At 57.1% G+C, this 19,945-nt stretch carries 16 protein-coding genes and 1 pseudogene; 3 read left to right on the top strand and 14 right to left on the bottom strand.

Annotated elements, in window-relative coordinates; all coding sequences use genetic code 11:
• Positions 1-29 precede the first annotated feature (29 nt).
• Positions 30-767, top strand: coding sequence for a DUF2971 domain-containing protein (locus tag Q0915_RS16580; protein WP_299475772.1), 738 nt, complete (start codon positions 30-32; stop codon positions 765-767).
• 437 nt (positions 768-1,204) lie between these two features.
• Complete coding sequence (locus Q0915_RS16575; protein ID WP_299475769.1) at positions 1,205-1,354, top strand: hypothetical protein; 150 nt, start codon at positions 1,205-1,207, stop codon at positions 1,352-1,354.
• A 30-nt stretch (positions 1,355-1,384) separates the two neighbouring features.
• Here Q0915_RS16575 and Q0915_RS16570 read toward each other — a convergent pair whose 3' ends face one another.
• The 10 genes and pseudogenes from Q0915_RS16570 to Q0915_RS16525 form a co-directional block, all read right to left on the bottom strand.
• Positions 1,385-2,677 (bottom strand): hypothetical protein, encoded by a 1,293-nt coding sequence (locus tag Q0915_RS16570; RefSeq protein WP_299475767.1) that lies wholly within the window; start codon positions 2,675-2,677, stop codon positions 1,385-1,387.
• The gene (locus Q0915_RS16565) at positions 2,674-4,215 is read right to left on the bottom strand and encodes a VWA domain-containing protein (RefSeq protein ID WP_299475764.1); all 1,542 of its coding nucleotides are present in this window, start codon (positions 4,213-4,215) and stop codon (positions 2,674-2,676) included. The genes Q0915_RS16570 and Q0915_RS16565 overlap by 4 nt, the downstream gene beginning before the upstream one ends.
• Positions 4,212-5,195 carry a VWA domain-containing protein gene (locus Q0915_RS16560; protein ID WP_299475761.1) on the bottom strand — a complete coding sequence of 328 codons (984 nt, stop codon included), beginning with the start codon at positions 5,193-5,195 and terminating at the stop codon, positions 4,212-4,214. Before Q0915_RS16560 ends, Q0915_RS16565 begins: the two co-directional genes overlap by 4 nt.
• On the bottom strand, positions 5,192-5,662 hold the full coding sequence (locus tag Q0915_RS16555) for a DUF4381 domain-containing protein (RefSeq protein WP_299475758.1): 471 nt from the start codon (positions 5,660-5,662) through the stop codon (positions 5,192-5,194). The genes Q0915_RS16560 and Q0915_RS16555 overlap by 4 nt, the downstream gene beginning before the upstream one ends.
• A complete protein-coding gene (locus tag Q0915_RS16550) occupies positions 5,659-6,663 on the bottom strand; it encodes a DUF58 domain-containing protein (RefSeq protein WP_299475755.1) in 1,005 nt (334 codons plus the stop codon). Before Q0915_RS16550 ends, Q0915_RS16555 begins: the two co-directional genes overlap by 4 nt.
• Positions 6,664-6,691: 28 nt before the next feature.
• Complete coding sequence (locus Q0915_RS16545; protein WP_299475753.1) at positions 6,692-7,687, bottom strand: MoxR family ATPase; 996 nt, start codon at positions 7,685-7,687, stop codon at positions 6,692-6,694.
• Between the two features lie 58 nt (positions 7,688-7,745).
• On the bottom strand, positions 7,746-8,723 hold the full coding sequence (locus Q0915_RS16540; RefSeq protein ID WP_299475750.1) for an HAD family hydrolase: 978 nt from the start codon (positions 8,721-8,723) through the stop codon (positions 7,746-7,748).
• Between the two features lie 86 nt (positions 8,724-8,809).
• Positions 8,810-10,414 (bottom strand): arylsulfatase, encoded by a 1,605-nt coding sequence (locus Q0915_RS16535; protein WP_299475747.1) that lies wholly within the window; start codon positions 10,412-10,414, stop codon positions 8,810-8,812.
• A 207-nt stretch (positions 10,415-10,621) separates the two neighbouring features.
• Complete coding sequence (locus Q0915_RS16530) at positions 10,622-12,562, bottom strand: multiheme c-type cytochrome (RefSeq protein ID WP_299475744.1); 1,941 nt, start codon at positions 12,560-12,562, stop codon at positions 10,622-10,624.
• Positions 12,563-12,709: 147 nt separating this feature from the next.
• Positions 12,710-13,042 (bottom strand): annotated as a pseudogene (locus tag Q0915_RS16525) (SMR family transporter).
• A 341-nt stretch (positions 13,043-13,383) separates the two neighbouring features.
• Between Q0915_RS16525 and Q0915_RS16520 the strand changes: the two are divergent.
• Entirely contained in the window at positions 13,384-14,046 is a 663-nt protein-coding gene (locus Q0915_RS16520; protein ID WP_299475742.1) for a L,D-transpeptidase, read from the top strand.
• 12 nt (positions 14,047-14,058) lie between these two features.
• Here Q0915_RS16520 and Q0915_RS16515 read toward each other — a convergent pair whose 3' ends face one another.
• The 4 genes from Q0915_RS16515 to Q0915_RS16500 all read right to left on the bottom strand — a co-directional run bounded on the left by Q0915_RS16515 (position 14,059) and on the right by Q0915_RS16500 (position 19,944).
• Complete coding sequence (locus Q0915_RS16515) at positions 14,059-15,570, bottom strand: ABC-F family ATP-binding cassette domain-containing protein (RefSeq protein ID WP_299475739.1); 1,512 nt, start codon at positions 15,568-15,570, stop codon at positions 14,059-14,061.
• 282 nt (positions 15,571-15,852) lie between these two features.
• On the bottom strand, positions 15,853-17,370 hold the full coding sequence (locus Q0915_RS16510; RefSeq protein WP_299475736.1) for a malonyl-CoA synthase: 1,518 nt from the start codon (positions 17,368-17,370) through the stop codon (positions 15,853-15,855).
• On the bottom strand, positions 17,351-18,631 hold the full coding sequence (locus Q0915_RS16505; RefSeq protein WP_299475734.1) for a malonyl-CoA decarboxylase: 1,281 nt from the start codon (positions 18,629-18,631) through the stop codon (positions 17,351-17,353). Before Q0915_RS16505 ends, Q0915_RS16510 begins: the two co-directional genes overlap by 20 nt.
• Positions 18,628-19,944, bottom strand: coding sequence for a TRAP transporter large permease (locus Q0915_RS16500; RefSeq protein WP_299475731.1), 1,317 nt, complete (start codon positions 19,942-19,944; stop codon positions 18,628-18,630). Before Q0915_RS16500 ends, Q0915_RS16505 begins: the two co-directional genes overlap by 4 nt.
• Position 19,945: the final 1 nt, after the last annotated feature.

Raw genomic sequence — 19,945 nt, 5'->3', positions numbered from 1 at the left:
TGTAAGGGGCAGATCAAAAGGGGGGCAAGTTGGCTGGCACGATACTTACAGACGGCATCAATCGAGAAACACAAATATATAGAACGATACCGTTGAAGCGCTTTTTCGAGTTGTTCGAAAAAAACAAGGACGCATTGGTTAGGCCCAAAAAGTGGGACGATACGTTTGAAAATCTAGCCCTTAATTCGCCAGCCGAAATTCAAGGGGAATATGTGCAATTCGGGTTCAAGGATGACGTTTATGCGCAGTGTTGGACCTTGCAAAATTTCTCAGATGCTATGTGGAGAATTTATTCGAGAGACACCGACGGTATCCGAATTAGGACGACAGTTGGCAAGCTTTTAGACAACCTGGCCAAAACGGAACCTCAATTTAGTCGCGTGTCCTGTTTCATTGGCAAAGTTCAATACAAACGGGACAATGACCTTAAGGATTTTGCGGATACCCACTTTGCTGATGGCCTGGGAACTGACGGTCGAAAAATAGCTGAAACTTTGCTAATTAAGAGAAACGCATTTCGGCATGAGCAAGAAGTGCGGCTGATATACCTTTGTCCTAACTCCACCAAAGATTATGAGGATTTGCATTTCTACGATTTTGATCCCCATCAGGTTCTCGACCAGATTATGCTTCATCCAATGTTGAAATCACCAGAGCGAAAACAACTCAAAAACAAAATCAGAACGGAGCTTGGATGGACAGGCGAGTTGAAACACTCATTATTGTATCGCTTACCGAAAGGGTTCTGTTTCAAAGTCGGCACCTAGAAACAAACATTAGAGCGCATTTCGGAAATCCCGTTTGAAGCTTACCTTGTTTCCAAAAGAAGCATTTGTTGGTCTTTTTGTTGGTCTTTTGAATAATGAAATAGAAAAACACAAAATTAAATAATAGGTTACAGTGAAAATCACATGCCTCTCCTGGCACCAAATTCCGATTTCAGATAGTTCGACATAGTCTGTTATCTTCGAAAGAGCTCCGGTTTTCCGGGGCTTTTTTCGTTTCTGTTGTCTAGCCTGAATACTTTGCGGCAATTCACACTGCAAAAAGACGCGCGAGGGGTGGTCGTAGCGCCGCTTGCAGAACTTTCTCTTGGCATTGCCCGGGCGCAGTGTCGCAAAATGTCAAGTTAACGCTTTCCGTTAAGTAAGTTTCAAGGGGGAGTGCTTCAGTCCTGGTATCTCGTTTGGTTAGAGGGGGCTGAATGGATCGGAAGACGTTTGAAAGAGGCATCGTATTGCTCGCAGCCGGCTGCTTTGCACTTGCTGTCCTGCTGGTGACCGCGAGCAGCTATTATCTGGACCTGGACTGGAGGCAGAACGAAACGTTTGAGGACGCATCGAACCGTCAATGACAGCTCGGGCGCATCAACACTGTTTCGGGATCAAGCGCCGGGATTGAGCGGCCGGAGAGGTTGTCTCGACGCGCTCTTCCGGTTTTTCTTTGTGTTGACCCTAGTGTCGCGCACCGCTTCTTCAAGAGACTGCCAGTTGCCAAAATCGCCTGATTTGCCACCTGGTGGTACTGAAATGTAAGCTGGCGCCCGAACGGTGAGAAGAGCGTCCTCGAACGGTTTCCAGTTGATCGTCGGATCTTGGGCGCCTGCAAGACTTTTCCAGCGAAGACCGGCATGCTCAACTCCAGCGAGATTTCGCTGGGAAATCTCCTTCATCAGCAGTTTGTAAGCATAGGTTTCAGAAGCCTGGTATCTCGCGCGATGCTGCCGGAGTGCGCGACGCAGCTGCGGCAAGAACAGGTTCGAAAGCCTGTAGAGCGCAAAAATCACGAGCGCCGACGCCAGGCCCGAATACGCAAAAGGCTTCCAGTCAAGTGGCGATTCTTCAGACGTCGGTGTCGCGGCAGCTCCTGTGATCGTGAGCGACAATCCGGGGGCGGTTGCCGTTTCGATCTTGCCGGTTTCAAGATTGAACCAGGACAACGCGAGTTCAGGGATGTCGTAGGTCCCCTGGTTCTCGGCAATCACTGTCACGGACTGGGTACGCTCTCCCGACAGGACGCCGCGATCTTCTTTTTCTGTCACCACCGGTTCCTTGGCGTAGGTGGAGTAGCCCTGATCGGATGGGATCGGTGGAAGCGGCGGGACGAACATCGGCGACACGCCGCCTACCTTGATAGTGGTTGTGAGCGTCAGCGCGTCGCCCGGGTTCAGAGCCTCCGCGTCGCCTTCTATCTTCCTGTCTATCGAAAGCGAATTGGCAGCCAAGAACGGATCGAGCGTTTTCGCTGCCTCCGGGACTTCGCCAACAATTTCGAACGTGTCAATCGGCACCTTTACGACAATGGGCTCGCGGGTTTGTGGATCGGCATAGGTCACCTGGATCTCGTCCGCTGGAATGGAAAACCGTCCGGGCACCATCGGATAAAGCCTGTAGGCACGGCTGACACCGGACCAGGTCTCGCCGTCCACGGTTTCGCTGACGGGCTGGGCGGATCGGGACGGCAACCTGACGGCAACGTTCGGGACTTCAAAGCTCGGAAAGACCGGAGGCGACAACATCCAGGTCGGCACCAGGACACTGACCCTGAAGATAATCGCCTGGCCTGGGATCGCCGTTTCCTCCGACAACGACGTCTTGACGATCGGGGCCGTTGAAGATGCCGCGAAAACTGCACCTGCCTGAAGGGCGAAAAGCAGCAGGCAAAAGACACGGATCATTGGGGGCCTCTCGCTGCTTCCAGAGCGAACCGCGTTTTCAGGAAGGCGCCCGTCTGGGTGTCGACCGTCCGCATCCATTGTTCTGCGCTTTCCGGCGCAGTTTCCGCGGCTGTAGCGGCGGACTGTTCGCTATCGGCCCCGCGTCCGGCTTCGTTGTCGTAGACGACATCGTCGGCCCCGATGCCGCTGTCTTCACCGGTATCTGACTGCTCGCGGGTGGTTTCGATATAGTTCAGGATGTATTGCGCCAGCTTCAGATTGTGCTGTGCGGCGGCATTATCCGGATCACGCTCAACCGCCTTTGCAAATGCGTCAATTGCTGCGCGGTAAGACCTTGATTTTATGAGAGCAACGCCCTCGCCAATGGCCGCATCTGCGCTGTTTTGCCAGGCATAAATTTCGGCAGAGTCTTCGTATCTGCCGATCCGGTCCAGGGCATAAGCCTTCCACATGGGATCTTCGAACAGGTTGGCCGCGCGCTGATAATCCTTGTTTTCGAAGGCGAGACGGCCCTGCTGGTCTGGTGTCAAGAACCAGTCACGCCAACCGTTCGCACGTGCCTCAGGCCCGAACGCGGTCAATCCTGCCACAAATACGAGCGCGGCCCACTGCATGGTCCAGCCCCGTCTGAACCAAAACAAAAGCAGGAGAGCAGCCGGCCAGGCGAGTAACCACCCCTGGTCCTTCCACTCCTGGCGTTCATCGCCTCGAAGCCCCTCCCGATAGGCCGTATCAATCAAACGCAGAACCGTTGAAACGTCACTTGCATCCGCCGTCACGTCGACGACGGTCGTTCCTGGTAGAGCAGCAATCTTGCGCCGCATGTCGTCTTCACGTCCGAAAAACCAGAAAATGACCGGCGTGCCACCCTTGTCGGCATGGTCTCGAAATGCCGGAGGGTCCGCATCCGTGATCTGATCGGCCAGAATGACGATGGCCCCCGGGCTCTCAAGGGCTCCGATGATGCCCTGGGAGAGCAGGAGAGCAGCCCGCGCCGAATTGCCGTCGCGCGGCATCACATCCGGTTCCAACCCTTCAAGGAATGGCTTGAGGACCTCGGGATCTTCGGTTGGCGGGACAACCTGATGGGCTGTGCCGGAATAGGCGACAAGTGCTGTTTTTGCGCCGGCGCGTTCGCTCAAGAGGTCGAGAATCTTGTGTTTGGACCGCTCCATCCGGCTCGGCGGGATGTCGGAATTCAGCATGGACTTGCTGACCTTCAGCGTCACCACCAGCGGCGCTGTATCAGAGACGAGAGGATTGGAAAGTCGTGACCAGGCAGGTCCTGCGGCCGCGATCAACAGGAGACCGAGAAACACTGCAACCACGTCAATCGGCAAAAACCGGGCATCCGCGCGTTTTCCGACCGTGAGCGCAGTGGCCAGATGCGGCGCGATTGTTTCCGGAAGATCGGGTCCGCGCGTGGCCTCGCGCCGGATCCGCCACCAAAGATATGCGGTCACAGGCAATAGCAACAGCCAGAGCGGGCGGATGAAATGAAACGCAGACAATCCCTCATAAAGCTCTGCAGCGCTCATGCAAGACGCCTCCGGGTTTTGAAAGCGTATAAAAGCCCCAGTGTGGCGAGACCGATCGCTGCCGAAATCGCAATCAGGATATGCGCGAGAGGTTTCTTGGGCCGGTAAACCGAGACGTCTATCTTTTTGGGTGTCTGGGCATCGATCCGGTCATAGATGTCACCGAGGGCCGTTTCGTCCCCGGCAAAATAGTAGCGGCCTCCAGCCGTGGTGGCGATGTCGGTGAGCGTGCGTTCGTCCAACCGCTGCTCCCCCGTTCCCTTCGGGTCGCCCACACCGATCGTGATCAGCTCGACGCCTTCGCGTGCCGCGATGGCAGCGGCATTGATCGGCGTCATGCGGCTGCCGGTGTCCGCACCGTCGCTCAAGACGATCAGCAGGCGATCCTCAATCTCACTGGTTTGAAAGGTCTTGATGGCAAGTCCGATGGCATCTCCAAGGACCGTGTGCGGTCCGGCCATGCCTACCTCCGTCTGATCCAGCAGCGCGCGCACGGTTGCCAGGTCTTCCGTGAAGGGGGCCTGCACGAAGGCCTTCGCGCCGAAGACGATGAGCGCGACGCGTTCGCCATCGCGGGCGTCGATAAAGTCACCCACCACGCGCTTGACGGCGTCCAGCCGTTGCACGCGTTGCCCGTCTGCTGCCGGAAAGTCCCGCTGGTCCATCGATCCGGAGATGTCTATGGCCAGCATGACGTCACGGGCGGCCTTTTCCTGTGTGATCGGTTCGCCCACGCGCTCGGGATTTGCGAGAGCGCAGACAAGCAGCCCCCAGACGAGGATCGCCGCCCCGTTCTGCAGTCTGGTCCGGCTGAAAACGATAGCCCCGGCATGCGGTTCCCGACCGGCGGATCGTGCGAGTTCTCTGAAAAAGGGAAACCGGAACGCAGCGACGCGCTGCCTGTGTGCCGGAAGCAGAAAATAGATCAACAGAGGCAGCGGTAGCATCAGAAAGACAAAAGGATGGCCGAATTCGATCATGCGGCCTCGCTTTTGTGTTTTCGGATCCAGTCAGAAACAACGGGCTTCAGGTGTTTAAAAGATCCGCTTTGGCGGTAAGGCGCGTCGGCAAGGTCCTTCCCGGCCCCTTCCAGAAAGGCATTGCCGGGATAGGTTCGATCGAGAAATGCGAGCCAGTCCCGTCCGTGCAAGGAGGCAATCTCGGCCCTGGGATAGGCAGCAAGGGCAGTGCGCCGCAGGATCCGCGCCAGTTCGCCGGGGTCGTTCTGGCATGCTTCAAGTTCTGTGAGCGCTTGCCGGCGATAAGCGTTTCTTTTCCGCAGGCGATAGAGCCACCAGCAAAGCATGGCGATACCGGCCAAAACGGCTGCACCGAGCCAGATCCAACCAGCTGTTTGCGGAACAAGCGAAACTTGCGCCGGTTGCGGCATGGGCTCCAGCAGATCGATCAGCTCGGAGAGATTGAGGCCGCTCCAGTCTTCATTCATCGGCCGCGCCCGCTGGATCTCGGGCCGATGCCGGTGAGGCGCTGAATTTGCGGAACTGTGTCCTCGCCTGCGGTGAGCGGTAATACGGGAAGGCCGAACCGTTTCTGCCAGCTCAAGACCTCGTTGAGGCGCCCGGAGGCAAACTCTGTCAGACGTTTGCGCACGTCGCCCGAGCCGGTGTCCAATTCGGCCTGAAGATCCCCGTTCGAAACCACCAGTTTTGTATTTCGCGGGATGTCCCCGGAAACGGGATCTGTCACGGGACACAGGACTAGGTCGTTGTTGCGCGACAGGTCGCCAATGAGCCGGGTGGTCTTCGCGTCAATCCCATCGAAATCGGAGATCACGACAATCAGAAATCCGCGCCGCGCAATCTTTGCGACCTTTGAAAGAGGAAGATTGAGCGGGGTCGGATTATCGGAAAAAGCGGCGTCGGCGTGCAGCATCTGATTGGCGCGCACCAGTGCGGCGATCAGCTGGTCGCGCGCGCTGCGGCTCGCTTTCGGCTTGATCTCCGCTACCAGAGCATCGCCAAAAATCAGGCCGCCGACCCGGTCACCCTGATCGAGAATGCGGAAAGCAGCGAGCGCGGCGGCCTCTGCCGCCGTTACCGATTTCATGGCGTGACGCGTACCGAAGAACATCGACATGCGCTGGTCGACAACCAGGAGAGCCGGACGGTCCCGCTCTTCGCTGAAGACGCGAATGTGGGGTTCGCCGGTGCGCGCGGTGACCTTCCAGTCAATTGTTCTGGGATCGTCACCCGGCAGATATCCGCGCAGTTCTTCGAAATTCAGGCCGCGGCCTCGCAATCGCGAGGCATGACGTCCATTGAAGACGCTCGAGACAGGTTGGCGTGGAAGAAACCGCAGTGACCTTACGCTGTTTTCCAGGGCCCGCAATTGAGAAACCGTCACGTGCACACGCGGATCGGTGGGCCGATCCGGTTCAGCCGTCTTTACCGACAGGCCGGTTCGTGTTCTTGCAGCACGATCTCGCATTCAGGTCTCCGGGCCAGTGCGTGCCTGGTCAAGTCAAGGCGACATTCTTGACGATTTCATCGATCATGTCATCGGGGGTCACACCGTCTCCTTCCGCCTCGAAGCTGAGCGTGAGCCTGTGCCTCAGGACATCGTGAACGATTGCCTGGACATCGAGTGGATCCACGTAATCGCGGCCGGCGAGCCAGGCATGTGTCCTGCCGCATTTATCAAGCGCAATTGACGCGCGCGGACTTGCGCCGATTTCGATCCAGCGTCCGAGCTCGTCTGTGTAGAGCGCAGGCGTGCGGGTGGCCTGAACCAGATCGGCCATATATCGAACCAGCGCTTCGGAAACGTGAACGGCGGCGATATCAGTCCGCGCTTCGAAAACAGCGGACTGGGGGACCGGCGGGTTGGCTGAAGTCTCTTTGCGCTCTTCTGAGCCGGACGCCAGTGCAGCCTGCTCTTCCGCCCTGACAAGTTCCACCACCTTCACTTCGTCCGCCACAGGGGGATAAGTGATCAAGACATGCATGAGGAAGCGGTCCATCTGTGCTTCGGGCAGAGGATAGGTTCCTTCCTGTTCAACGGGATTTTGCGTTGCCATCACCATGAAAAGCGGGTCCATCACGTGCGTCGTGCCGGATACGGTGACCTGCCGCTCTTCCATGGCTTCAAGCAAGGCGGCCTGTACTTTCGCAGGTGCCCTGTTGATCTCATCCGCCAAGACAATATTGGCGAAAATCGGTCCCTTTTCGAACCGGAACGTACCTGTCCCGCCGGACTGGTGATAGACTTCCGTCCCGGTCACATCCGACGGTAAAAGGTCGGGCGTGAACTGGATTCGGCTGAAATCAGCTTCCAGGTTCCTGGCCAGCGCCTTGATCGCGCGTGTTTTCGCAAGGCCCGGTAATCCCTCCACCAGAAGGTTGCCGTTGGCCAGCAAACCTATGATCAACCTGTCAACGACATCCTCCTGACCGATTATCGACTGCTGGATGCGGGATTTGAGATCCTGAATTTGCTGAAGTGAGCCTGGCATTGAGCGTTCCGAATTCATTCCCGTCGAAGCGGGGCAGGGCCAAATATCTTTTCCGGTGTCAATTTCCGGACCCGCTCCAGACCCGGCTCCAGTCCTTTGCCATGTCCACGAAAAGCCAATTCATTGCCGGACCTTCGTCAAGGCCTCTGTCAAGCCTGCCGATATGACTGTCCCGGTCATAGGCCCATTCGCGCGTTGCATCGGTGTGGTGAACGATGAGGCCAAGCCGGGCACCATCGCCCGATGTCGCCCACTCGAGCATTTCAAAGTCGCCATCGGAATTGCCGCCGACGAGGATCGGTTTGCGCCCGATCTTGGAATCGATGCCGACTGGCTTTCCCGCCTTGTCGTCGATAAACGCAATGCCGGGATCTTTCAAAATGGTCGGCTCTCCGTCGACAATTTCATAGCGCGTTTTTCCGGCGCTGCCGATGATCTGCTCTGGTGGAATGCCATAGGCTTCTTCGGCGAAGGCGCGCATGAAATGGATACCGCCACCCGAAACGATATATGTCGTGAAACCCTCGTCGCGCAGGTACCGCAACAGCTCCAGCATCGGCTGATAGGTCATGTGTTTCAGCGGCAAGTCCTTGGTCGGGTGGACAGCGGTTGCCATCCACTTGGCGACGTCGGCCTGAAAGTCTTCGACGCTGATCCCGGAGTGGGACACCATGACGACTTCCAGAAGTCCTTCCTCGCCGGCCTTGGCAACTGTTTCCAGGTCGCCTTGCGCGGCTGCCTTCAAAACATCGCTGTTAAGCACTGAAGGGTCCGCGGCGGCGATTTCCTTCAGCCGGTCCAGTGCATAAAGAAACTGAAAGTAGACCGGTTGCTCCGCCCAGAGGGTTCCGTCGTTGTCGAAGACAGCGACCCGGGCAGGGGTGGGTACGAAATCCGGGGACCCGGGTTCAGTCACCCTGTTGACGAATTCAAGAAGTCTGGTTTTTGTCTCACCCTCATTCCAGGACGGAAGCGGATCTGCCAGGACGTTCCCGATCCAGACAACAGACAGGACCAGGAAAAGAACATTACGCATTGGGGACACTCGACGGAAAGCAGGTGGTTATGGAACGGGCGCAAAACGGCGGCGAAGAAACTCCGCCGCCGCATGGAAGCGGGCTTTTACTGCGCCCCGCCGGGCGTCGAGAGCTTCTCCATTACCTGGTCCAGCGAGAAACTTGCCGCTTTCTGCCGCGGCGGGAACTCCTGGAATGTTGCCAGGAACTGCCCCACATATTGCTGCGCAGGAACCAGCAGGTAAGCGCGGTCGATCAGCCAATCGTAGTAGGTGTTCGACGTTCTGTAGGACCGCTCGTATGGGTCCCGGCGCAGATTGAAGATCAACGGCACGCGCAGCGGTGTGAAAGGTTCGATCCAGGCGCGGAAGGTCTGGTAGGCCTTCTGTTCCATGAAAATCATCTTCCAGTCGTTATAGCGTAGCGCTGTCAGGTCGCCATCGTCCGAGAAATAGAAGATTTCGCGGCGCGGACCTGCATCTGTTTCACCGAGCAGGTGAGGAAGAAAGTTATAGCCGTCCAGGTGAACCTTGTAGTCGCGTCCGATCGCCTGGACGCCGCCTTCTATCAGCTGCTCCTTGATGTCCGGAACGCCCGCTGCGGCAAGATAGGTCGGCAACCAGTCCATGTGGTGCATGATTTCGTTGGAAACAGCACCTGCCTCGATCTGTCCGGGCCAGCGCACCATGGAAGGAACCCGCCAGCCGCCTTCCCAGTTGGTGTTCTTTTCGCCGAAGAATGGCGTTGCGGCGGCATCCGGCCACGTATTGTAATGCGGGCCATTGTCGGTCGAGTAGTGAACGATGGTGTTGTCGGCGATCCCGAGTTCATCAAGAAGATCAAGAAGCTGGCCGACATGCAGGTCATGTTCGATCATGCCTGCGGTGTATTCATCGACGTTGTGTCCGGCGATCTCCTTGGCCTGGTTCATCATTTCAGGTTTTACGTGGGTCCTGAAATGCATGCGAGTTCCGTTCCACCAGACATAAAATGGCTGGTTCTGGTCATGTGCGCGGCGAATGAAGTCGATCGCGGCTGCAACCGTTTCCTCGTCGACCGTCTCCATGCGCTTTTTGGTCAATGGTCCCGTATCTTCGATGGAACCGTCTGCGGAGGATTTGATGACACCGCGCGGGCCGAACGTCTCACGGAACGTCCTGCCGTCCGGCATCACGGTATCGCCTGGATAATCTGCGTTTTCCGGCTCTTCTTCCGCGTTGAGGTGGTAGAGATTTCCGAAAAATTCATCGAAACCGTGGTTGGTCGGCAGGTGTTCGTCCTTGTCGCCAAGATGGTTCTTGCCGAACTGGCCCGTGACGTATCCCTGGGCCTTCAGCAATCCGGCGATTGTCGGGTCTTCCTCCTGCATGCCCAGATCAGCACCAGGCAGCCCGACCTTGGACAATCCTGTCCGGAACACGCTCTGGCCCATGATGTAGGACGAACGGCCTGCGGTGCACGATTGCTCGCCGTAGTAGTCGGTGAAAATCATGCCCTCGTTGGCGACGCGGTCGATGTTCGGCGTGCGGTATCCCATCAGGCCCATCGTGTACGCGGAGATGTTCGATTGTCCGACGTCATCTCCCCAAATCACAAGGATATTGGGTTTTTCGTCGGTTTGCGCAAAAGCTGGAATTGCGCTTGCCAGTGCAAGCGCTCCGATTGCGCCGGCGGCGAGCTTTCGCACAGAGATTCTTAATCCAAATGTCATGTCTTTGTTCGTCCCAGATTATTTAGGCGCATTACAAAAGGTAAAGCATCCCAATAGTTTGGTTAGAGGCGCCTCAATCAGAGGACGAATTTACCGCAGCGTCAACAGCTCTAACTGGCTTTTTTGTCAGGGGGTGAGTTTTTTGTTTGCAGAAAATGACAGTGCGTTCGTATTAAGCCAAATGTGAATAAAAACTCATTGTAATTACTACTGATTAAACTGGCGTTTTAATTGAAGTAATTCCGGATTGTCGGGAATATTGTTAAGCGCTTTTTGCAGTGTGAATTCAGCCGATGCGTAATCATTTGCAGCCAGATGCAGACGCACCTGCATGACCCAGGCTTCGGCGAGTTGGGGATCAAGATTGGTTGCTTCCGCGAACGCGTTCACGGCTGCACGTGGATTTCTGAGCGTAAGCGCAGTACCGCCGATGACCATATGAGTTTCAGGAAAATCAAGCTTTGCGGACAGCGACTGTTGCCACTCCTGCATCCCCTGTTGCACGTCTTGCCTGAGTGTGTCGTCCGTTACGGGAATCCCAAGCATCGCTCGGGCAGCCGAAAGCCGGACAGACTTCACCGGATCCGTGAGACTTTTTTCCAGGAAACTTATGCGATCAGCGGCCGGACGACCTGCTTGCAGCCGCACGGCGGCGGCACGGACAAGCGGATCCGAATCGTCCAGCAAAGGTGTAATCCGGTCAATGTCTTCCGTCGAGGCGCGGCTTCTCAACAGGTCGAGCGCCGAAGCTCTGACAATTCCCGGAAAGCCCGCGTGGAGCGCAATCTTCGTCAGATCAGCGCCAAAACCGCGAGCGCCGGCTCTCGTCCTTTCAAACACCTCGGAAAAATGCGGCTTGCGGTGCGCACTCTGCGGGAATGCGCTTTCCAACGCGCCTGCGGCCCATTCAGGAGACTTGTCGATATGGCAATCGTTACAGGCGTTTGGTGTTTGAATTCGGGCAGAAAGATCTGGTCTCGGAACGCGAAAGGAATGGTCCCGCCTGCCGTCGACCCCCATGTAGGTGCGTTCAATCATGTGGCAGGCCACGCATGATGCTCCTTCCGAACCCGCTTCATGAAAGTGATGTGCCGGATCGTCATAGGCTTTGCGTGCGAGGGAGGGAAAACGCGGGTTTCCGGCCTCGGAGTGGCATTGCGTGCAAACGGCATTGCCTTCGGAAATCAGATTGCCGCTGTGCGGTTTGTGGCAATCGGAACACCGAACACCCATTTCGTGCATCTTGGACTGCAGAAACGAACCATACACATAGACTTCATCCAGGATCTGACCGTCAGCATGGTAAAGCCCGTCGCGCAGCAGTGCGAGGCGATAGGCATCATGAAAAGCGGTTCCTGGAACTGGGTTTCCATCCTGGAAGGGCTCGCGCCGCGCGTGGCATCCGGCGCATTGCTGGATTTCCGTCTGTGCGTTCGCATCGGAAAAACGAAACAGAAATCCGCTCTCATCCGTTCCGGCATAGGTGTCTGGCCCGAATGTCTCTGGAGCACTGTATTTGCTGACATGGGCTTCCGCCGGGCCATGGCACGCTTCGCATCCAACGCCTATTTCGGCATGCACGCTGCTATAGGCCCGTGCGCGAGGATCGTAATTCTTCTGAAATCCGGTGGCATGGCACTCTGCGCAGCGCGCATTCCAGCTCTTGTAGGGACCGGTCCAGTGGAAACCGTCTCCTGGAGGGAGGTCCTGTTCGGGATAAAGGTGATACCAGCGTTCTTTTTGCCGGTCCCAAACAACGTCGAACGCTTGAACGTGACCGTTGCCGGTTTCAATCAGATACTGTTGCAGGGGTTCGATGCCGGCGACACCGACGACTTCCAAAATCTTCGTTCCATCGGAAATGTCGGTCGTTTCGATGAAAAAGCCGTCACCGTCTCGAAAGAACCGTGTTTTTTTGCCTTTGTGCACAAACTCGGCATTCTCGAAATCACCTGCGACTGTGCTCTCAGTGGGCAGCGTCCAGGCTTTTGCATGATGGCTTGACTGCCAGTTCGAGAATTCTTGACTGTGGCAGGCTTTGCAGGTCTGAGAGCCGGCATAGCCGGGCTCTGTCTGTGCGTAAAGACGCTGCTGCATGCCAAATATCAGGAAAAAAGCGAAAGCGAAAAGCAGGAAGTGTCTGTACATCCAAGCTCGCCCTCTCTTGTGCGCGGTAGCTTGCAAAGCAGCGCGCGCGAACAAACACTGCCAGGGGAGCGTACTCAACACCGCCCGTACGAGCAAGGCTGCTGTTTTTGCCCCGGAGGAGCCGGCAGCCATGAAGCGCGAAGCCCGCTAATGAGCCACCGATTTCGAGAAAACATTGATGATCACAACACCTGTAATGATCAGGCCGAGACCGAGGATGGCCGGCAGATCGAGTTTCTGGTCGAAAGCCAACCAGGCGACCATTGTGATCAGCACGATGCCTGCGCCTGACCAGATGGCATAGACGATACCGGTCGGCAGGACCCGGATCGGAAAGGACAGCAGTCAGAACGAGACAGCATACCCGACCACAGTGATCAGAGATGGCACAAGACGGGTGAAGTTCTCAGTCTTTGCAAGCGCTGATGTCGCAACGACTTCAGCGACAATTGCAGCGCCCAGGAAAAAATAGGTGGCCATCGGGCTCGTTGTCATAGCCAGCTCTTTGCGGTTCGACACGTGCGCGTTCAGATGCTCGCGATTGTGCTCCAGAGGGGACTGATTTGCAGCCTGTGTCAAACGTGTTCGAACCGGATTCGCGGGGACTGCCCGAAACGGACGCGGTTCAAGAACGTGAAGTTGAAGTCTCGACCACTTGAAGAAGTCATTAATTTGCCGTTTACCATAATGATGTTGGCTTGAGTCGGGCTATATGCGATGCAAACCGTGCTTTCGGAGCGTATCCGGAATTGGTTTCAGCGCGGCCTTGGGAACATTTTGAAACGGATGATTGGGTGCGCAACTTGCAAGGGGATCGGGACATGAAGACAGGACTGAGCCGGCGGTGGCTGGTTTTCGGAGCACCACTGCTTCTGGCCGCCTGTCAGGGTCAGCAGAAATCGACGGTTCAGGCAGGACTGACGCCGCTTTCAGATGGAACTCCGAATTATGCATCCGCCTATGCGCCCGTTCGTGATGGCGGGTTCTCGCTTCCCGGGATCGACTTTCAGGCGTTCGACCCGAAGTATCTGCGTCAGACTGTGTTTTACCCCACCCGCTATCCCGCTGGAACGATTGTTGTCGATCCGAAGAAAAAGTTTCTCTACCTGGTCCAGCCCGGTGGGCGGGCAATCCGTTACGGGATTGGTGTTGGCAGGGCCGGCTTTGCCTGGAACGGAGAAGCGGTCATCCGCTTCAAGCGCGAATGGCCGAAATGGTTTCCGCCCGATGAAATGATCGAGCGCGATCCGAGCCTTGAAAAATACCGGGACGGCCAGGAGGGCGGACCGCGCAACCCGATCGGGGCCCGTGGCCTCTATCTGTGGCAGGGCAACAAGGATACGCTCTACCGTATTCACAGCACAAACCAGCCGAGCAGCATCGGGACCAATGCCTCAAGCGGGTGTATCCGCATGTGGCATCAGGACATCATCGATCTCTATGATCGCGTGCCGCTCGGCACAACCGTGGTCGTGCTGAGCTGACGGCATGACAGCCTATCCGATTTGCTTTTCAAAGAACGCCTCAGGCGTTTCGACCTCGCGCAGTTTTTTGTCTTCGATGAGCCAGAAACGCGAACCAACGTTGCGCACGAATGTCCGGTCGTGACTGACCAGCAGCGCGGTTGTCTCTTCGCGCAACAGTTCGCGCTCAAGGGCTTCCTGGCCGCCGATGTCGAGATGATTGGTGGGCTCGTCAAGGATATAGAGATTGGGTTTTAAGAGCCGCAGCAACAACATGGCGAGCCGGCTGCGCTGGCCTCCCGAGAGGATGGATACCGGGCGGTTCTGCAGGTCGATATGAAGGCCGGCCTCGGCCAGCAGGGCGCGCGCCCTGTGGTCTCCAACGCTTGAAGACTGTGTCACCGCGAGCATTGGGGTCCTGAACCTGTCCAGCTGAGAAAGCGACTGATCGGAAACCCCCGGCACTGCCGACGGCGCAACGCGAATGTTGGTCATGTCCTCATCGAGCGCGGTGATGACCTTGGACAGCAGTCTGGATTTTCCGGCACCATTCGCGCCCAGAACAACGACACGATCTCCCGGATTGATCCACAGCCTGGGGAGGCGGAAAAGCGTTCGTCCGTTTGGAATGTCGACACCGCTTTCGGCAAGGGTTACCAGCGCCTTGGCGTGCGCTGTGGATGTCTCCAACTTGATTTTTCCGGCAGGGCGCTGGGCTTCAACCGGCCTGGCGGCATTTTCGATCTTCTGAGCACGTTGCGTGAGCTGTTTGGTCTTGCTCAAAAGCAGATCGGAACCGGAGTTGGTGCCGATATTCTTCAGCTTTGCGGCCTTCCGGCGGAGCTGATTTGCCTTGGCAAGATCGTTCTCAAAACGGCGTTCGGCGGCTCTGTCCAGCTCTTCAAGGGATTGCCGCGCTTTGGAGTAGGGCAGGTCGAAGACAACCGGCTGTTCGCGGCGTAGAAAAAGCGTTCGGGTTGAAACAGTATCGAGAAACGCCCGATCATGGCTGGCGACAATCATCGGTGTCCCGCGCGCAACGCTCGTGAGCCAGTGCTGAAAGATGCCGATGCGGCTGAGGTCGAGATGGTTCGTCGGCTCGTCCATCAAGAGAACATCCGGTTCGCCGACCCAAACCCGCGAAAGCAACGCAACTCTTTGCCAGCCGCCGGAAAGATCGCACAGGCGCCGTTGCCAGAGAGCCTCGGGAACCTGGAGCTCATGAAGCACAACGTCGACCCGCCAGCTTTCACTTTCGGCTTGCTCGCGGTCCAGTCCGGAAAGGACTGCCTCATAAAGCGTGAGCGGCGTCAGGTGATCTGGAACATCCTGACTGACGAGCCCTGTCTTGAGGCCCCGTGCCATGGTGATGTCGCCGTTGGTTGGCTCGGCCTCACCGGCAAGAACACGCAACAATGTGGACTTGCCGGTCCCGTTAGCGGCAACGAGACCAATCCGGTCGGTCTTGCCAAGGGTGAGGTTCAGGTTTTCAAACAGATTTTCAGAAAGAACGACGCTGAGATTGCGGAGATTGATCAGGGACATGGATCACAACTTTCAAACCGGGAGATGCAGCCTTTCGGGCTGCTTTCTGGGCAGATCGTCGTGACTTGTTTGCTGTCCTACGATCGGCCCTACAAACGCGTTTGCAGGGCCTGGACGGGACCGCGGGTACGATCGTGATATCTGAAAAATGTCATTTGATCCTCCCCCGGCTCGTGTGGAATTGATGCCGAAAGTTAGTCCGCCTGTTTTGCCGAGTCAATCGTGCCGGTAAGTGTTTGGCGGACAATCTACGTCGGATCTCGCGGAGCGAAGTGACAAGGGTCAAGCCGGAGCGAACATGTCCTTGTAGGCATCACGCAGAACATTTTTCTGCACCTTGCCCATAGTGTTGCGTGGCAATTCATCAAGAACGATCAGCTTTCTTGGATGCTTGAACCGGGCAAGATGGGCCGTCACGGCCTCCTGTATCGCATCCAGGTCCGGGGTTGCGTCTTTTTCCGGCACCAGAACGCCGACGACGGTCTCACCGAAATCGGGATGCGGCACGCCGATCACGGCGCTTTCCAGGACGTATGGCTGGTCATCGAGGACAATCTCGATCTCTTTCGGATAAATGTTATAACCGCCGGAGATAATGAGATCCTTGTTGCGTCCGACAATGTGGATATAGCCGTCATCATCAAACCGGCCCAGGTCTCCGGTAATGAAGAATCCGTCTTCGCGCAGTTCCGCGGCGGTTTTCTCAGGCATCTGCCAATATCCCTTGAAGACATTGGGACCGCGCACTTCGATCTGGCCGATATCGCCCTGAGGCAATGTTGCGCCGCTTTCCGGATCTGTAATCTTGAGATCAACTCCGGGCAAGGGGAATCCGACCGTCCCGGCACGCCGCTCGCCGTCATAGGGATTGGACGTGTTCATGTTGGTTTCGGTCATGCCGTAGCGTTCCAGAATCCGGTGACCGGTACGTTGCTCGAACAAAACATGCGTTTCCGCCAAAAGGGGCGCAGATCCGGAGACGAAAAGACGCATGTGCGACGTAAGTTCTTTCGTGAATCTCTGATCATGGAGAAGGCGTGTATAGAACGTCGGGACGCCCATCATCGAGGTGGCTTCCGGCAAATGCGCAATGATCTCGTCCAGATCGAACTTCGGCATGAAGATCATGCTTCCGCCGGCGGCCAGCGTAACATTGGTGGCGACGAAGAGGCCGTGGGTATGGAAGACGGGCAGCGCGTGCAGAAGGACGTCCTTTTCTGTGAAACGCCATTCCTTGACAAGGGTTTCTGCATTCGACAACAGGTTGTCTTGCGTCAGCATGGCGCCCTTGGATCGGCCGGTCGTGCCCGACGTATAAAGAAACGCAGCAAGGTCGCTGCCGGTCCTGTCGACGGTTGCAAATGTCGGTGACAGGCCGCCCGCGCCTTCGCTCAAGGAGCCGCTGCCGTCGGCGTTCAGCGTTTCGATATTTGCGCCCAGGCGTTCCGCGATCGGGGCAAGCTCTTGAATGCTTTTGCCGTCGCAGACCACCAGCGAAGCCCCACTGTTTTCGATGAAGTAGGACAGTTCGTCGACCGTGTAGGCCGTGTTGAGCGGCAAGAACACAAGACCGGCCTGTGCGCAGGCGGCATAAAGGGCCAGCGCTTCCGGGGACTTTTGCACCTGCACCGCAACCCGGTCGCCGGCCTTCAATCCCGCCTGCGTCAGAAAGTTCGCGAATTTAGCCGCCTTTTCCAGAAAGTCCCGGTGCGTAAGAGCGCTGCCGTCCGGCAGTCGCAAAAACGATGTCGTCTTGCCGGCATGAATGCCAAACAGGCTGTCAAAGAGTGGATTCGGCATTGACGTTACCTTTATTGTTCTGGTTGAGCACAGCTGACCTGGCAAGGGACCTGACCGCGTCCGTGGCCACCACTTCTTGTGTCGTCGCAAACTTTTCGTGGTTTTGAGCGACTTTTGCGAGATCGTAAAGATAGTTGACCATCATTCCACCGGATTGCATGCGCCCCTTGTCCGAAACGTCGGCATTTGCGTGGACCGCATGGACGATGGCACCGTTGCCGAGATGAAACCGGGCAACGGGGTCAAACGGCCGGCCGCCCCTTGCTTTCGCATCAAGGAGGTAGTGTGCAGCCGCAGATTTCATCTCTTCCGGTGTGGCGTCGTCCCAGTCATGGCCCTCGCGGTCTAGCCAGCGTGTCAGCCCTGGAATCGGAGACAGGGTCACGAAGGTCTTCAGCCCATTGAGTTCAGCTGACAAATCGGAGGCCACCTGCTTGATCAGCGAGTTCCCGAACGAGATGTTCGCCAGACCGGCCTGGCAATTCGAAATTGAATAGAATACGGCCGTATCGGCTTGTTCGGCCGGGTGCGCTTCCCGATCTTCCGCCAGAAGGGACTGAATGGAGTTGGCGATGCCTTTGGTCAGGGCAACCTCGACGAAGATCAGTGGTTCGTCCGGCATGGATGGATGAAAGAAGGCGAAGCAGCGCCGGTCCGCCGGTTCCAGGCGGCGGCGCAGGTCCTCCCAACTGTGTATCGCGTGAACGGCTTCATAGGCGATGATTTTTTCAAGGATATGGGCCGGACTTTCCCAGTTGATCGGTCTGAGAACCAGGAAACCGCGATTGAACCAGGACGCGAACAGATGCCGCAGATCGAGATCCAGTGCATCGAGTTCGGGGTCCTGCTTGCCGAGCCGCAGCAGGTTCGCGCGCATGTCAACGAGGGTCCCCGTCGCACCCGGCACTCTGTTGAGTCGCCGGAAAAGCTCCTGCCTGCGCGGTTCGGCTGCCGTCATGAATGCCTTGTAGGTCGCTTTGGACGGTAACTGCTCATAGGCGTCGAGAGCGGTTCGGACCTTTTCCGGCGTGATGTTGAGCCTGCCGGCAATCATTTGGAAGAATCTGAGCTTTTCGTCGTCGTCCAGGTTTTCGAACCCGGACAAGATGTCCTGTGCAAGTGCAAGGCCCGATGTTTCGCCCGCTGAGCCGACCAGCTCGTCGGCCAGGTCTTCAAGGGGCCGCTCATCCCTCAAGTGCCGTCCGGGGAGCCGGTACCGGCGTTCGAAGACGGTGGACAGAAGGTCGGCGAGCAGCGTCATACCGCTTTCCCCATGACAACGTCTGGAAGCCAGGTCGCCAGCTCTGGAAAGATGCACAGGAGAATGATCGCAAGCACCATGCATCCGACAAAAGGCAGAGAACCCGTCAGGATCGTTTTCAGGGAGATGTCGGGGGCAATGCCGTTGATCACATAAAGGTTCAGGCCCACGGGCGGAGAAATCAGACCGATTTCCATGTTGATCGTCAAAACGACCGCAAACCATATGGGGTCGAAACCGGCTGTCGTGATGATTGGCAGCAAGATCGGGGCTGCCATGAGGATGACGGCGACCGGAGGCAGGAAGAAACCGGCGATCAGCAGGAAGATGTTGACGGCACCCATCAGGACCCAGCGGTTGACATCGAGCGTACCGATCCATTCTGCGATCGATTGTGTGATGAACAGCGAGCTGAGCATGTAGGAGAACACGCCGGCGGCGGCGATGATGAACAGGATCATCACCGATTCCTTGGTGCTGTCGCGCAGGACCACCCAAAGTGCCTGCGGTTGCCAGAGCTTGTAGATGATCATGGCAATCAACAGGCACAGCAACGCGCCGACCGCTGCCGTTTCCGACGGTGTCGCGACACCGCCATACATGGCATAGAGCACACCCAGGATAATGGCGATGAACGGCAGGACGCGCGGCAGGATTTCAAGCCGCTCACCCCAGCTGTAGCTGCCGGAACTCAATCGTCTGCCTTCGCCCGAACGCCACGTCGAGTAAAGCGACCAGGCCATGAACAGGCCGACCAAAAGCAAGCCTGGGATGACACCTGCGAGAAACAGACGGCCGATCGACGTTTCTGTCGCGATGCCATAGACGATCATCGTGACGGAGGGCGGGATCAGAATGCCGAGCGTGCCGCCTGCGGCGATGGACCCTGCAGCAACGCCGTCCGGATAGCCGCGTTTGCGCATTTCCGGAATGCCCATCTTGCCGATGGCGGCGCAGGTTGCCGGCGAAGAGCCTGACATGGCCGCGAACAGGGCACATGCGCCGAGGTTCGAGACGACCAGCCCGCCCGGAACCCGGGTCAGCCATCTTTCAAGCGCCTCGTAGAGATCAGCGCCTGCGCGTGTCGATGCGATCGATGCGCCCATGATGATGAACATGGGGATCGAGAGGAGGGCGAAGTTGTCGAGCTTGCCGAACAGGATTTCAGGCATGAGCTCCAAGGAGCGGGGACCGTCGAAGATGATCAGGAAGCCCGCAGAAACGATCAGCAGCCCGATGGCGACCGAGACGCCGGAAAAGAGCACCAGGATCGTTGCGATGGCGACGATTGCGCCGAGAAGAAGAGGATCCATC

The organism is uncultured Roseibium sp. (assembly GCF_947494555.1).
Classification (GTDB): domain Bacteria; phylum Pseudomonadota; class Alphaproteobacteria; order Rhizobiales; family Stappiaceae; genus Roseibium.
This window is presented reverse-complemented; position numbering and strand designations above follow the sequence as displayed.